General features: G+C 46.8%; 17 protein-coding genes and 1 tRNA gene. 2 read left to right on the forward strand and 16 right to left on the reverse strand.

Features of this window, described 5'->3' with window-relative positions:
* Position 1: 1 nt before the first annotated feature.
* Positions 2-826: a substrate-binding periplasmic protein gene (locus AC121Z_RS15455; RefSeq protein WP_498125108.1), complete on the reverse strand. Its 825-nt coding sequence runs from the start codon at positions 824-826 to the stop codon at positions 2-4.
* Between the two features lie 237 nt (positions 827-1063).
* Positions 1064-1792, reverse strand: a complete 729-nt coding sequence (locus AC121Z_RS15460; RefSeq protein WP_498125110.1) for a helix-turn-helix transcriptional regulator — start codon at positions 1790-1792, stop codon at positions 1064-1066.
* A gap of 114 nt (positions 1793-1906) precedes the next feature.
* On the opposite strand from AC121Z_RS15460, the gene AC121Z_RS15465 reads away from it, so the two are divergent.
* Positions 1907-2299, forward strand: a complete 393-nt coding sequence (locus AC121Z_RS15465; protein WP_498125112.1) for a VOC family protein — start codon at positions 1907-1909, stop codon at positions 2297-2299.
* Between the two features lie 24 nt (positions 2300-2323).
* Here AC121Z_RS15465 and AC121Z_RS15470 read toward each other — a convergent pair whose 3' ends face one another.
* From AC121Z_RS15470 to AC121Z_RS15505, 8 genes are all read right to left on the reverse strand, one after another.
* The gene (locus tag AC121Z_RS15470) at positions 2324-2932 is read right to left on the reverse strand and encodes an acyl carrier protein phosphodiesterase (protein WP_498125114.1); all 609 of its coding nucleotides are present in this window, start codon (positions 2930-2932) and stop codon (positions 2324-2326) included.
* Between the two features lie 220 nt (positions 2933-3152).
* A complete protein-coding gene (locus AC121Z_RS15475) occupies positions 3153-4385 on the reverse strand; it encodes an aspartyl protease family protein (RefSeq protein WP_498125116.1) in 1233 nt (410 codons plus the stop codon).
* Between the two features lie 125 nt (positions 4386-4510).
* Positions 4511-4729, reverse strand: coding sequence for a Rho-binding antiterminator (locus AC121Z_RS15480; RefSeq protein ID WP_498125118.1), 219 nt, complete (start codon positions 4727-4729; stop codon positions 4511-4513).
* The gene (locus tag AC121Z_RS15485; protein WP_498125120.1) at positions 4726-5931 is read right to left on the reverse strand and encodes an efflux RND transporter periplasmic adaptor subunit; all 1206 of its coding nucleotides are present in this window, start codon (positions 5929-5931) and stop codon (positions 4726-4728) included. The genes AC121Z_RS15480 and AC121Z_RS15485 overlap by 4 nt, the downstream gene beginning before the upstream one ends.
* A 3-nt stretch (positions 5932-5934) precedes the next feature.
* A complete protein-coding gene (locus AC121Z_RS15490) occupies positions 5935-8310 on the reverse strand; it encodes an ABC transporter permease (protein WP_498125122.1) in 2376 nt (791 codons plus the stop codon).
* On the reverse strand, positions 8304-9050 hold the full coding sequence (locus AC121Z_RS15495) for an ABC transporter ATP-binding protein (protein WP_498125124.1): 747 nt from the start codon (positions 9048-9050) through the stop codon (positions 8304-8306). The genes AC121Z_RS15490 and AC121Z_RS15495 overlap by 7 nt, the downstream gene beginning before the upstream one ends.
* A 96-nt stretch (positions 9051-9146) precedes the next feature.
* Positions 9147-9776 carry a uracil phosphoribosyltransferase gene (upp, locus tag AC121Z_RS15500; protein WP_498125126.1) on the reverse strand — a complete coding sequence of 210 codons (630 nt, stop codon included), beginning with the start codon at positions 9774-9776 and terminating at the stop codon, positions 9147-9149.
* A gap of 110 nt (positions 9777-9886) precedes the next feature.
* The gene (locus AC121Z_RS15505) at positions 9887-10147 is read right to left on the reverse strand and encodes a hypothetical protein (RefSeq protein WP_498125128.1); all 261 of its coding nucleotides are present in this window, start codon (positions 10145-10147) and stop codon (positions 9887-9889) included.
* Positions 10148-10399: 252 nt separating this feature from the next.
* On the opposite strand from AC121Z_RS15505, the gene dkgB reads away from it, so the two are divergent.
* Entirely contained in the window at positions 10400-11200 is an 801-nt protein-coding gene (gene dkgB, locus AC121Z_RS15510) for a 2,5-didehydrogluconate reductase DkgB (protein ID WP_498125130.1), read from the forward strand.
* 107 nt (positions 11201-11307) lie between these two features.
* On the opposite strand, the gene nusG is transcribed toward dkgB, so the two are convergent.
* The 6 genes from nusG to AC121Z_RS15540 all read right to left on the reverse strand — a co-directional run bounded on the left by nusG (position 11308) and on the right by AC121Z_RS15540 (position 15447).
* Positions 11308-11844: a transcription termination/antitermination protein NusG gene (gene nusG / locus AC121Z_RS15515; protein ID WP_100657832.1), complete on the reverse strand. Its 537-nt coding sequence runs from the start codon at positions 11842-11844 to the stop codon at positions 11308-11310.
* A 2-nt stretch (positions 11845-11846) separates the two neighbouring features.
* Positions 11847-12227, reverse strand: a complete 381-nt coding sequence (gene secE / locus AC121Z_RS15520) for a preprotein translocase subunit SecE (protein ID WP_498125132.1) — start codon at positions 12225-12227, stop codon at positions 11847-11849.
* Positions 12228-12288: 61 nt separating this feature from the next.
* Positions 12289-12365, reverse strand: a tRNA-Trp gene (locus AC121Z_RS15525).
* A gap of 146 nt (positions 12366-12511) precedes the next feature.
* Complete coding sequence (locus tag AC121Z_RS15530; protein ID WP_498125134.1) at positions 12512-14362, reverse strand: ABC transporter ATP-binding protein; 1851 nt, start codon at positions 14360-14362, stop codon at positions 12512-12514.
* 29 nt (positions 14363-14391) lie between these two features.
* Positions 14392-15021: an RraA family protein gene (locus AC121Z_RS15535; RefSeq protein ID WP_498125136.1), complete on the reverse strand. Its 630-nt coding sequence runs from the start codon at positions 15019-15021 to the stop codon at positions 14392-14394.
* A gap of 15 nt (positions 15022-15036) precedes the next feature.
* A complete protein-coding gene (locus AC121Z_RS15540; protein WP_498125137.1) occupies positions 15037-15447 on the reverse strand; it encodes an MAPEG family protein in 411 nt (136 codons plus the stop codon).
* Between the last annotated feature and the right edge of the window lie 7 nt (positions 15448-15454).

The following is a 15454-nucleotide window of genomic DNA, read 5'->3' on the forward strand; positions in this document are numbered from 1 at the left end:
TTTATTCAATGAGCTCAGCAGGCCTATAGTTCTGTAAGATAGATTGCTTATCGACCCGTTGCAGTTCGTCTAATATTGTTTTCGCAATGGTTGCATGTTGTTGCATGAACTGTTCGCTAAAAATTACATACCCATCACTTGATAAATAAGGTGGGTATAGCGTCGTTATGTTTTGCAGCCCCTCATTTTCAGCCCTGGTTTTTATCGGCGTGCTGTCCATACTGCAGACTTGTGCAATTGCATCAACGCGACCTTTTTCAAGTAACCGATACTTTTCCAGATAGTTGTATAGCACTAGCCATTCAAACACTACGTCATCACTGTGTTGCTGCGAGAAACCCGCCTCAACGCCGATGGTGAGTTTATGTGCTCCATTCAGTCCTGCTCGAACTTTTTCGATATGAGCATCATCGGTTAATGTGGTTAAACACACTTCAACCGTCGAGAATAAGATTTTGTCATAGGGCTCTCCAATTTCTTTGGGGTAGACACCAACAGCATCTCTACTCTCGCGATAGCTACCTACAATCATATCTACAGTTCCAGCTTTAAGTTCTAGATCACAGCGCTTCCAGGGGCGCGATACAAACTCTAGTTTTACCTTAGAAAGGCTATTTCGCTGGAAAACGAGATTCATAATATCGGGGTTGGTGCCAGTTAAGGCGTCATTTTGGTAAATAAAAAAAGGAAAGACATCTGCATTAGGTACACAGAATTTCACCGTAAGAGTGTCCTCAGCTTTACTTTGTAAACAACTGAAAATAGACAGGAAAAATACTAACAGTCGAAGACCAACTATATCCTTACGATGGACATTATGTTGCATATATACCCCATTCCGCGTTTATACGCCTGTCCATAGCGACATCTGCTGTTAACTACAGCATAACCAACGTTAAAAATTAAAATCAATAGTCAAAGCTACAGAATAAAGTGTATTGCAAGTTAAGGAAATAATATAAAAAATTTTCCTATGCGAAAAACTTCCGTCATGCATGTTGAAGCACAGCGGTAGAGCATAGGGACCGTTGGCACCCCATTGACAGTCAATAGGCAAGTCAACCTATGCACTCCCACTGTTCTGGCACTCTGTTCCATCAGCGTTCATAGCTTCCTGATCAACAATCGCCATATACGCCGCTAAATTCTTCCCTTTTTCATCCTTGAACCGCTCATTAAGTGGCGTGAATTCTGAGATCCTATCGATGCGAAAGTTTCGGAAAGATTCTCTAAGCTCACACCAGCCTGTTAATAACCAAACCGGGCTGAACGAAGTTAACGCCAGAGGACGGATGGTTCTAACGGTCAACGAGTCGCGTAAGTCCAAATACTTAAACTGCACCCGCTGCTTGCGCCGAATACATTCCCTTAACTCGGAAAAATCTACATCCCAGGGAATTTTATAATGACTTGGCGCAGAAAACGTAGTGATTTGAGCGAGTTCATTCAGCATAGTGGCTGAGAGTGTAGCTTGGATCTTCTGGTATGCGCTTTGCGCCTTTTGCGCAAATTTTTTATCCGTCCAGTTGCTTACCAAGCTGATACCTAGGGCAATCGCTTCAACTTCATCAGCATCAAACATGATCGGCGGTAGATGATATTGTTTGTCGATCACATAACCCACTCCAGCCTCCCCCATTATAGGCACGCCGGTATCCTGCAAATCTTGAATGTCGCGATAAAGCGTACGCACACTGACTTCAAACTCAGCCGCTAGTACTTCAGCCGTCACAGCATGATGCATTCGCCGTAAGTAATGCACGATTTCATTCAATCTGTCTGATTTACGCATGCTGCTCCTGCTCGATTTATTGGTTGCCAGTTTAAGCAAACATTACTGACACTAGATGTCAGTAGTCAACGACTATGCTCTTCTGCGCCATCATTCAACTTAGAGGAGAGAACAATGATCGGGTACGTAACGCTAGGCACTAATGATTTGCAGCGCGCAGCAGGTTTTTATGATGCACTACTCTCAACCATCGGCGCGACACGCTTTATGGAGGAAGACAACTATTTCATCGCGTGGGCGCGCAAGCCTGATGAATGTGCACTGTCGGTGACTTTGCCGTTTAATAAAGCACCAGCCACCGTTGGGAATGGAGTTATGGTCGCATTGATTTTGGAATCCCCCGAACAAGTCAATGCGTTTTATAGCAAAGCGCTTGAACTTGGCGGTTCCTGTGAGGGGCAGCCCGGGTTTCGACCAGAAGGCGCATCGCACGGCTTCTATGCAGGTTATTTCCGTGATTTAGATGGTAATAAACTTAACGCCTTTTGTGTCGTTGAAGACAACTAAATTATGTAAGCCTGAGCGTGAAAGTCATGGCGTGGCCAAGCGGCTATTGAGCCTCTCCGTGACTTTCAAGCCGTGCTCGATTGCCTGTGGATAAAACACTAAAAATGCCGACTCAAAATCCACCCGATTATCCATTACCATTTGCTGTGCTTCTCGAGCAAATTTAATCCGGCCATGCAAGCGCCGCTCTATTTGAACTAAAGCTCGAAATACCGCAGATTCAGCATGGTAATCCGCAAGCCATTGGTGATTTAACAAACCTTCTCTCACCTTTTGATAACGTGAATTGGAATGGATAGTAAGCGTTCTAATTTGCGCATAAAACTTGTCTAACACGTGATCTTGTTCAACGCTTTCGATGCGTGACCAGTGCCGACACAACAAATGATCGAAATACACATCAATAATGATTCCAGACATACGCCGCAGTGCTCCTGGAAACTGCTCCCTCAGTTCGCGAATAATGAGGTGGCTATCGGTGAAAGTATCAATGGCGCGATGCAGACGAATACCGGTTTGTACTTCCGGGGTATAGCTCGTCAGATCGCTGCCCTTAACAAAGTCACCGAGGAAGTTTCCGACGAGACTAGTCTTAGTCACATGCGCCATGTGGATATGTGCCAAATAATTCACCGTCAGTTTTACCTCACTCGCGACGCTTAAGTTTTAGACCTGGCAAGGCATTAGCGCGCGTTTTTGTAATCGGTCAGGTCATTGCGTATATCCAGCATAGTATAGCCCGATTACTTTCAGGTTGGTTCTCCTGACATCGGGATGCCAAGCAACGGCAGGGTGGCATGCCGTTGCACTGACATGTGGCTAAATAATCTGATGGTTTGAGTAACCTTAATGCTCAATTGGAATAGCCAGCAATATCCTTTGCGACTATGTCTACACATTGTTCATTGCGCACAATGCATACCCTGTGCGTCTGCGCTTCTGACGCCAAATCGTTGTACTCACTAAGTGTGATTAATGCTGATGGCTGATCATTAATGCGCGTCACGATATCGCCCTCTTGAATATCCGTTTGACTTGTAGGTAGGGAGGGAAACACATAACGTACAACAAATTCACCGCTTCTGATTTTCCTTAGTTCCAGTCCAAGCAAGTTGTAATCAGTAACAAATGGCTGTTGTGGGACTAAATAAAACGCCTCTTGCTGGTAGTCGATAACCGTCTTGAATTGATTAAGTAAGGCATTACCCAACACCCACCAATCATCTTCATCATCACTAGGTATCAAGTTGACTTTGACCTGCTCTATTGCAATGTCACCTAATGTTAGTTGGGGCAGTGACACACGATCATGCTCCACTTTACCACTCAAACCAAAATCTGCAGCTCGAACCCGCGTAGCGTCAATCGCAATATCATTGGCCTGAGGATATGCAGCACTCAGCTTAATATAGTGCCGACTACCGGTATCAATGATAAAAGACTCCTCGACAGTAACAGCCTCATTAAAAGTAAGATCCCCATGCACTGAAATCTTGTTCATAAAACTGCTCATTGCTAGCTTCTGTGCGTTCTCTTCCGGTTGATAAGCTTCGCCCGAAAGGTAGATCGTGTTGGCGTTCGCATCAAACTCCCAGGTAAAGTGACGCATCATGTCATGCCCGATAACGCCATCATAAATTGCCTCATCTTCACGCAGGTAATAGTGAGTCTGAGAGACCGGGATCATAGCCGCTTTCATATCGTCAAAATGTACACCACCTAAATCAATTCGCTGGATATCGGTTTGATAAGCCTGCGTTTTGCCCTCCTCTCCCCAGCCAGTTAAAGCGAGGTCGAAGCCACGCTCCAGACCCATTTGCTGTACCTTGGGCGTATCCATTAGAATTAAGAATCGGGCTCCTGTATCTAACAAAAAAAGTAGCTTCTCGCCATTAACCGTAGCATACACATAGGGCTTCTCACCCTCATAAACCGCATCTAGTTTAAGCCGGGTTTGCTGCGCAAAAACCGGCTCCACATCGGAGTTTATTTGCATCATTCGCAGTGAGTTAACCACGCTACAGCCACTCAGGCTAGTTGCGATAATTGCGCTGAACACTAACGTTCGGAATGAGAACTTTGCCATATTTTGCATAACCCTATTTACTAGTCGTAATTAAGGCTATCTGTAGCAGTGTGAAATGCGTGTGAAATGAGGTTCTATCCAGCACGTAAGAGGATTAGATGCATCTCGGTCGAATCTGAACCCGGTTAATCGACAAACGAGACCTCGGAAAAATGTGGATTGTCCTCGGTTACACGTAAAGTTTTTATAGTGTCCAGTTCAATCAAAATCGAAGTGGCAGACGTTCTAACGAGTATGCATTCATTACGTTGCTTATCTTTTCGAGTATCTTTTGCAACACCGCGCACGACTTCTCCGGATTTACCGATAATCTCAATGTAATCATATTGAGCGCACGAGATCATAAGGCTTCGACAGTCGCGCCAGCAACCGTTTGCTCATTGGGATAGACGATGTATGCCTCGCCCTCCATTAATCCGCTAATAATTTCAGCCGAATAGTCATTCATTGCGCCAACAACCACATTGCGCTTTTCAATTGTGTCAGCAACCACACTGTAGAGCGCCCAATTGTTGGCTTCTCTGAATAGCGCACTGATAGGAACAGTCAATGCATCAGCTTTTGCTTCGAGCACAATTTCAACGTCTACTTGATAGCCATGTCCCAACCGTTCGCGTTGAGAATAATCGCTTTCAAAAGCAACAATAACGTTTACCCTTTGCTCTTCAATACCCAAAGCCGAAACTTTCTTGAAACCAACCGGTTCAACCCGCTGCACAACCCCCTCAAGAGTATGCGCCGCCCCCCAATTCGTGATCAATACTGGATAGCCAGGCATCACTTTCACAGCATCGAAAGACAACAATTCAACCACAATTTCCAAATCTTGAGGATCGCCAACTTCCACTAAGGGTGCGCCTGCTTGTACAACACCTTCACTGCGGCTAAACACACTCAAAACTTTGCCATTAATAGGCGAGGTAATGTTAATGCATTCACACTCCTGAGGCTCAGCTCTGACTGTGGCGGGCGATAACAATTGCGCTTTCGCTCTTTCATACTCAAACAAGCGCATTTGTAAAGCCGCACGCGCGGTTGCCAGCTCTGCCTTGGTGGTTTTGTGTGCTCTTGCGGCTTCATCTAGTTGAGTCTGCGATACGCTATTACTGATCCTAAGTTCTTGCATGCGTTTGAGCTGCGAGGCTGCAAACTCAAGTTCAGCTTCCACCTGCTCTACCCGGGCTTGCGCCAGTTTCTGTGACGACGCCGCCGCTTCAATTTCGGCTTTTACTTGAGCTTCGGTGCGCGGATCTAAAAAGGCGGGATCAATGGGTTCAATGCTAGCGATCACCGTCTCGGACACCAATACGCTATCACCAACATCAGCATTAATGCGCTTTAGGTTGCCTGTCACGGGTGTCGAAATGACATAAGTATCATGGATCCGCGTTTTTCCTTCTTCCTTTACGCTGATCAGTAATTGGCCTCGTTGCGCCTGCCTGATTTCACTCAGCACAGGTTTTGAACGGAATGAAAACGCAATTAGCACAATCAATACACCGAGTATTAACGACCACAAAATGAAGCGAGAATGTCGAGTCTGCATACATTATTCCCTGGTTTTAAGGACTTTTATTAAATCCAAATGATTGGTTCGCCGTCGCACTATGATGGCAGATATTAAAGCGGCTATGATAACCAACAAGATAGCGCTACCGTACGTTGAATGATCGATGACCATAGGCACGCGATACATTTCGGTGTTGAATGCATTCGCCATGGCATTCACCAATAGCCAGCCGCATAAGCAACCCAAGGGCAACGCAAACAGAACGAGAAACATCACTTCGCCCAGTAACACATAACTGATTTCTCCCTTGGAAAAACCCAAGACTCTAAGCGTTGCCAATTCTCGCGCACGCTCTGAAAGGGCAATCCGAGTACTGTTATAAACGACGCCCAACGCCAACAAGCACGCGAGGAGCACAAACATACTAATGAATACCATCAGGTGCTCTATGATTACTGAATTAAAGGCTTGCAAAGCGGCGTACTTGAGCATCACGGCGCTTACCAGTGGCGTATTTTTAAGTGCACGAAACAATTCGCTTTGCTGCGCGAAATCAATCTTCAGATTCACATAATTAAAGCTAGGTGAATCGCCGATGTATTGATTCAGTGTATTGATTTCAATAAACGCCGGCGTGCCGATGAAGGTTTCGAATGTACCCACAACCGGTAATTCGAAGTAATAACGCTTCCCTTCAAGCACCTTAATCCATACCCGTTCGCCCACGTTAACATTGAGCTTTTCGGCCAGCGCGGTCGATAGCATCATACCCTTTTGAGGTAGCGCTTTGGCTTGCCGTAGTGCGTCGTCATAGATTGGCTGCAACAGACTATCCGCCTCAATACCATTGAGCGCGCCGCGATGTACTGCGCCATTCACGCTAAACTCAACGGGTACAATGCGCATAGGCTCTGCTTGGAGTACTCCGGGCAATGTTTCGAAGTCATGAATGGCGCGCATGGATAATGGTTTGGGGACACCGACCATTATGTCTTGTTTTTGCGCTTCGAAAAAAAACACTCGGGATAAATGCGATAAGGAATCTGTCCACTGTAAGTTCATCACTGTCAGTCCAATCGCAAACGCAATCCCAAGGCTCGTGAAAAACGAGCGCACCGGCCAGCGCGCAATTTGCCGCAGTGCGATACGCGTAGGCTGATCAAGCCAGCGTCCCAAAAGACGATTAGAAAAGGCCGTCCGATGATAGCTAGGCGGCGCTGATGGCGTCATCGCCACCGCTGGCGGTAATATCGCAGCTTTTCTTACGGCCGACCAAGCTCCCAAGAGTACAGCCATCACGGCAACTGCGCCGCCATAGGTGAATGCGTGCCAACCGGGCTGATAGATCAATAGGGGAAAGCGAAACATCTCTGCATACATTTGTGTGTTCATGCGGCCAAATAGCGCACCCAACCCGATGCCAAGTAACCAACCGAATAAACACATTAGCAGCACCAACTTGGTGTAATGCCACGCGAGAGCGACCCGACCATAACCAAACGCTTTAAGCAAACCAATTTCGGTACGTTCTGTGGCAATCAGGCGCGATAGCACCATATTAGTCAAAAACACCGACACTAAAATGAAAATCCCGGGTAGTATTCTGGCCATGGTTTTTTGTTGTTCGATCTCATTCATCACGAACCAGTTTGAGATTTGATCAGCTCTTGCGATAGCGCTGCCGCCGCCGAATGGGGCGAGCAGTAAATCGGTTTCGGTAAGGATGTCATCCAGTACCGCATTCTGCATGGTTTTGATGGCAACAGCATTAAACGCGTGCTTGAGATCAAACGCTGCGGCCAACACATCGCGCCCTAACCACATAATACCAAACCGCAAATCCTCGGGCATTAGAGCGCCAGGGCCAATGCTGTAGATGAACTCAGGGCTTAAGGCTAAGCCAACAATCCGAAACTGTCGTTTACTGCCATTCAATATTAGTGCGATAGAATCATTAATTTGTAAATTGTGCGCTTGCGCAAAAGGTTCGCTGAGGATGATCTCGTCAACAGCGTGAGGTGCAACCCAGCGCCCCTCTCTTAGCACTAATTGATTCAAAAGTGGCTGTTCGTGCTGAGGAATGGACATAACCTGCCCAACCACAGGCTCAGAAAAACCCTGAATATCAACCGTCACATAGTGCGTAATTCTCGACTCTACAGTCTGAACGCCTTTTATTTGCCGAAGTTGCTCAACGACTCTTTCGGGTGCACGCGTTACGTTCGCAAATGCATCAGCGAAACGATATTGTTGATAGTAGGCATTCGTGGTGTCTTGCAGCGCTTCAACCGTGGAGAGCGACATCACTAGTGTGGCCACGCCAGAACCAATAACTAAAGCAATCGCTAATACTTGCCCACGCAAGCGCCATAAATCTCGGATCAGCTTACGATTGAGCGCAGAGAGGACTACCATTCCAAACTACTCGCAGGCTGACGCTGAGTGTTAATCTCACAATCGCTAATCAAGCCATCGGAGATATGCACAATACGGTCAGCCATCGCTCCCACAACGCTATTGTGGGTGATTACCGCAGTGGCCGTGCCTAATTGTTTATTGATGTTTTCGATCGCTTCCAATACTAAAATGCCCGTGTGTTTATCCAGCGCGCCCGTTGGCTCATCACAGAGTAAGATATCGGGCTGTTTAGCTATAGCTCTGGCAATTGCGACGCGCTGCTGCTCCCCCCCTGACAACTGTGCAGGAAAGTGGTGCATCCGATCAGCTAAATTTACCAAGGCTAACGCCTCCTCCGGTGGAATGGGGTGTGGGGATATCTCTGTCACCAGAGCAACATTTTCGTAGGCCGTTAAGCTGGGAATTAAATTATAAAACTGGAACACGAACCCTACATGGTCGCGTCGGAAGCGGGTAAGTTCAGCATCAGATGCTTGGCTCAGATCCTGTTGCTGGTAAAACAAATGGCCAGACGTTGGTAAATCAAGCCCACCCAGAATGTTAAGCAGTGTTGACTTGCCACTGCCCGAGGCACCCAGTAAAACCACCATTTCATGGGGAAATAGTTCGAAATCCACGCCACGCAAAGCTTGCACGGCAACATCACCCGTTTGATAAGTTTTTATCAGGTTTTTGGCGCTTAGGGTTGCGATACTAGAAGCCGTTTCACCCGAAGACAATTGCTGTGGCGCTTGCATAACACCCCTTGATTTGACGCGTGGGTAGCATGCAAGTGTGGCTGATTACTGCTAATCCAGTCTTGATACAGATCAACGGCTTTAGTCGAGCTGTTTTTATCGAGTTCCAAAAATTTTATCGCCGGCATCGCCCAAGCCAGGCAGTATATAGCCGTCCTCGTTAAGCCGTTCGTCAACCGCCGCAGTATACAGATCAACATCAGGATGAGCTGCGGTAACCGCTTGTATACCCTCAGGTGCCGCAACCAAAAATAAGCCTGTGATATGCTGACATCCTTTACTCTTAAGTAGTGCAATCGTTGCGTTAAGCGTTCCACCCGTGGCTAACATGGGGTCAATAATTAATGCACGACGCTGATCCACATCCTTGACCACTTTATCAAAATAAGCGACGGGTTGGAGAGTCTCTTCATTGCGGTAAAAACCCACCACACTGATTTTAGCGTTAGGAATAAGGTTCATCACGCCGTCTAGCATGCCCATGCCCGCACGCAAAATCGGAACAACGGTCATTTTCTTACCTTTCAACCGTTTAACCGGAATAGGCTCTCCTGCCCAGCCATCGATATTAACGGTTTCAGTTGCCATACTACGCGTGGCCTCATAAGTCAGCAGCGAACCTAACTCGTTTGTCAGTTCGCGAAATTGCTTACTACTGATCCCCGCTTTACGCATTAGGCCAAGCTTATGTTGGATGAGCGGGTGATTAATTTGCTGAACAGCCATGGGTAACTCCCTAGGCCCACACTGATTGCATGTAGACGAACCACAGCGCAGGCGATTGTAATTTCCTGCGCCTTATCCTAGAGACTAAGATTGTGCCGTGCAATAGTCAGTTACTGAATACGCTCAGACTTTTGCAGTTCCGCAATTTCGGAGTCAAGCTGGTAACGTTTGTCGGTCACGATCGCTTCGAGTACTTCTAAGCGCTTCTTTACTCCAGCCAACTCATTTTCATAATTGGCTTTCTCGGAGGTTGAAAGTTGACCATTGAGTTTAAGCATATCTTTTTTATGGCTAGTCCAAATGCCAACAAACACAATAGGCAAGACAAACAGAAATAATATAGTAAGTACAAAAATCATACCTTCGTCCATAGAGATTCTCCTGAAATTGCTTACGACTATTGCCACGTCACACCTGTTTAAAAATTGTTCAAGCGCTTAGATGTAACAAGTCGTAACCTATTTGGTTGAGTAAATTTTTCATAATCCTCCCACCGCAGTGTAAATGCTACCCACTAACGCACCCCACCATTCAGCGCTATGGCGCTAACCGCGGTTTTTAGCGGTTGGCATACTTCTTTCAATACCTGATCGGCAATAGCGAAAACGAAAAAGGAGTAGAACATGTACAACGTTGCTATCCCAACACCGGGCTTTGGTACTTTTCGGCTGCAAGGTGATACCGCAAAGCACGCGGTAGAAAAGGCTCTGAATGCGGGCTTTACCCACATTGATACAGCACAAATTTATGCCAACGAAGCCGATGTCGGCGCGGCTATCGTAAAAGCACCACGTAAGCGTTTGTTTATCACTACAAAAGTTTGGTTTGATCATTTAACAAAAGATAAATTCTTGCCTTCAGTAAAGCAGAGCCTGGAAAAGTTAAACACTGACTACGTCGATTTATTATTGATCCACTGGCCAAGCCCCAGCGACAAAGTACCCATGCAGGAATATTTAACAGAGTTAATCAGTGCCATGCACAAGGGTATGGCGCGCGCAGTAGGCGTAAGTAATTTTACCAAACAACAACTGGAAGATACTGCCGCACTCATAGGGGTGGAAAACATTACCTGCAATCAGGTGGAAGTGCATCCGTTCTTTCAGAATCAAGATTTAGTGAAATATTGTCAAAGCCAAGGAATAACTGTTGTCGGCTATATGCCCATCGCCAATGGCAAAGTTATGCAAAGCGAGGTATTGCAGGCCATTGCTGACGAGCACGCCACTTCACCAGCCAGTATTGCAATCGCTTGGCAGATCCAACAAGGAATTGTACCGATCCCTGCCTCTACGAATGCCGAACATATTGAAGCCAATCTGGCAGCCCGAGATATCCGCTTGACGCCAGACCAAATGGCGCAGATTGCAACACTCGATTCTAATCAGCGTATGATCGATCCGGACTTTGCGCCAGATTGGTAGCTAAACCATGGGATGATAGATTGTTCTGTGCCGCCATGACGCGCAAAGGACATTTTAGAGACACAAAAAAGCCCGCGAACTGCGGGCTTTCGATTTTTCTTTTAAATTTAACCTTTTTCGACTTGGCTAAATTCTAAATCCACTGGCGTGGAACGACCAAAGATCAACACCGATACTTTCACTCGGCTCTTCTCATAATCCACTTCTTCAACCACACCATTGAAGTCCGCAAACGGACCATCGGTAACACGCACCACTTCGCCCGGCTCGAACAATGTCTTTGGTTTTGGCTTATCAACCGACTCTTCAAGACGGTTCAAGATGTTGTCTGCTTCACGCTGGGTAATCGGCATTGGACGGTCTGACGTGCCACCGATAAAACCTAATACCCGTGGTACGCTCTTGACTAAGTGCCAAGATTTTTCATTCATGTCCATTTCAACTAACACGTAGCCAGGATAAAACTTACGCTCAGATTTACGCTTCTGGCCGGCACGCATTTCAACAACTTCTTCTGTTGGTACTAGAATTTGCCCAAAGTACTCTTCCATGCCGTGCATTTTGATATATTCTTCAAGCGTCTTTTTAACGCGGCCTTCATACTGCGAGTACGCTTGTACTACATACCATTTTTTATCTGACATGATTAAGCTCCTATTCCCGTGATCCAGCCAACAACGCGAACGATAATGCCATCAAGGCCCCACAAGATTAAACCAACGATAACGGTGGCTACTAACACAATCAGAGTTGTCTGCGTAGCTTCTTGACGAGATGGCCAAACAACCTTACGAACTTCAGTACGCGACTCTTTAGCATAGGTAAGAAATGCGCTGCCTTTGACTGTAGTCGCAGCGATAAATCCAGCGATCACAACCCCCGCAACTGCTGCCAACGCACGATACAATACCGATACATCGCCATAAACTGAATTACCCGCGATAATCGCTGCTAGGATCGCAAAAACCACTAGCCACTTGATCAGGTCGAATGCGCCACCTGATGTATTTTCTACTTTCTCACTCATTACCCGTATGTCCTAAACATGTGCGACAGTGCCGCCCACCGAAATATTCGGCAACTTAATATGGCAGGGGTGGAGGGACTCGAACCCCCAACCATCGGTTTTGGAGACCGCTGTTCTACCAATTCGAACTACACCCCTATTGTGGTGACCGCAATTTACGCTCACCAATTAATAGTTACACTTACCTTGTGAAGTCTCTAAATCAAGGGAATCGAGGGCATCGCAAGGAAGGGACAGGCATTATACTTATTCCCACTTTGGATACAAGCGCGAAATGCAATGAACTACTCCAGTCCGATAAATCCACCGGTTTGATGAGCCCATAATTTGGCGTAAATGCCATTGAGCTTGAGTAGCTCGGCGTGGGTCCCCGATTCTACGATTTGACCTTTATCGAGTACCAATAAGCGATCCATTTGCGCAATGGTGGATAAGCGATGGGCAATTGCTAACACGGTCTTACCTTCCATCATCCTGTTCAAACAACCCTGTATGGCGACTTCAACTTCGGAATCAAGTGCTGAGGTTGCTTCATCCAAAATCAAAATCGGAGCATCTTTTAGCATAACGCGCGCAATTGCGATCCGCTGTCGCTGACCACCGGACAATTTAACTCCGCGCTCTCCCACATGCGCATCATACCCGCGTCGATTGTGTGCATCGGTAAGTTGCTGAATAAATTCATGCGCCTCGGCTTTGCGTGCTGCATCGACCATGGCTTCCTCACTAGCACCACTGCGACCATAGACGATATTGTCACGTACCGAACGATGCAATAACGACGTATCTTGGGTCACCATACTGATTTGCGCACGCAAACTCTCTTGGTCGACGGAGCGAATGTTTTGTCCATCGATGCTGATTGAGCCACCTTGAATGTCGTAAAAGCGCAGGAGTAAATTGACCAATGTTGACTTGCCTGCACCGGACCGGCCGACCAACCCCACTTTTTCACCGGGTTTGATCGTAAGATTAAGGTTCTCAAACACCGGAATAGGTTGGGCATCCTTAGCCAATTCCGGCACATAAGCAAAACTGACGTTGTCAAAGCGCAACTCTCCACCATTGACCGTTAAGGATTGCGCTTCTGGCTGATCAGTGACCGTAACCGGCCGAGATAGGGTGTTGATCCCGTCTTGCACGGTACCAATATTCTCAAACAAACTGGATACTTCCCACATGATCCAATGCGAAATTCCATTTAAGCGTAGGCATAACGCGATGGCGATAGCGATGTCTCCCGGAGACGCGATTTCCGCTAACCACAAATAGACTGACAGCGCCCCCATAACGAATATCAAGGTGCCGTTCAAAAACTCAATTGCGCCCTCTAAAACAGTCACCAACCGCATCTGCGGGTAAACCGTATGTAAGAAGCCACTCATCGCCTCTTTAGCATAATTTGATTCACGCTGACTATGGGAGAACAATTTTACCGTCATCATATTGGTATAACTATCGACTATCCGCCCCGTCATCAAGGAGCGGGCATCGGCTTGTCGTTCAGAAATTTGCTTCAGCCTCGGAACCAAGATGCGCAAAATGGTGATGTAGATGACTAACCAAACTAGCAACGGAATACTCAAGCGCCAATCAGTGCTAAATACCAGTGCGACCACGCTGAGGAAATACACGCTAACATAAACCATCAAATCGAGCAGTTTCAATACCGTTTCGCGCACTGCCAGCGCGGTTTGCATAACTTTAGTCGCTACCCGGCCTGCGAACTCATTTTGGAAAAAACTTAGGCTCTGACCAATCAAATAACGATGCGCTAGCCAACGTATACGCATCGGGTAATTGCCCATCAACGATTGGTGTTTAAGCATAGCGTGGAGAAAAATCAGTCCAGGGATGACCACTAAAACAACCGCGCCATACACCATTAAGGTTTGGCCTTCCTCCGCCATAAATGTCGCTCTATCGCGCTCAGAAAACCAATCGACCAGCTGCCCCATAAAACCAAACAACGCGACTTCCAATGCTGCAATACAGGCACTGAGTGCGGAAACGACAAGTATGATCGGCCACATGCCTTGCGTGTAATAACGACAAAACGCCCAAATAGTCTTAGGCGGCTGTGTCGGTGGGTGTGGCGGGAACGCTTCAGTTAAGCGTTCAAAAAAAGAAAACATACTGACGACCTAATAGTGTAATCGATGGGTTAGTCTTGGTCGGTAAAACCTAAGCTTGCTAAAGCCGTTTGCACGGTCTTAAGGTGTTGCTCACGCCATGCAGGTAAAGGTGTTTCGGCATCTTTTTTAGCGCGCGCTTCGGCCTTCTGCAAAGCCGACTCAATATCCTCTTGTGGAATAATAACGATACCCTCTTCATCGGCAATCACATAATCGCCACTCTGTACCGTAACGCCTCCACACTGAATACTGCCTTGCAACTCGCCGAGCTGCTTTTTCGCCCCAGGCTTGGGGATAACCCCTTTGGCAAACAATGGGAACTGCATCTCGCGGATTTCCGCCAGGTCGCGCACTCGACCATCAATAATGCAGCCAGCGACGCCATTTTGTTGGGCAATAGCACATACATTACCACCCGCTAAGGCAAACGCGGGATCACCGACTGCAACAATTACGTCTCCGGGTTTTGCACGATAAATAGCCGCATGAAACATTAAGTGGTCACCCGGTGGACAGCTTACCGTGTAGGCGCGGCCGACAAGTTTGGGGATAGGCTGCCACAACGATTGAATGGCTGGATCAATAAACTGACTAATAGGCAGTGCATCAGCGAAATCACACGGTGACAACGCAGTTATCCGTTGCAGGAGCTTATCCATAGTAATATTCTCAATTTAGCCAGCAAATTTTAACGCTAGCATAATTAACCAATAGCCGCATAAACCAAATTGCACTAAAAAGAACACAAATCGAATTTGGATTGCAACCGTGCTGGTTGACATCAAATGCGTCAGTGACTGCAATATCCGAGCGCCAAGTAATACCCAAGCAAGCCCATCGGTAATGACCGCACTGTTGGTCGCTAATGCTAACAATAAAGTCCCGCCAATAAACACAAAGCTCTCACTACAATTTGCTTGTGCTCGGGTGATCCGATGGCCAAGCGGAGGAACATCACTACCGTCAGCCGCAAATTTTAACGAGCCATGTTGTTTAGCTGCTAGCGTGCGATAGCCTGCAAGTAGCAACAGCAAAAGCATTGTCCAAAGAATGTATCCAATTAACACGCTGATTGTGGCTGACATAATATCT

The organism is Alteromonas sp. DYW1, from assembly GCF_059752595.1.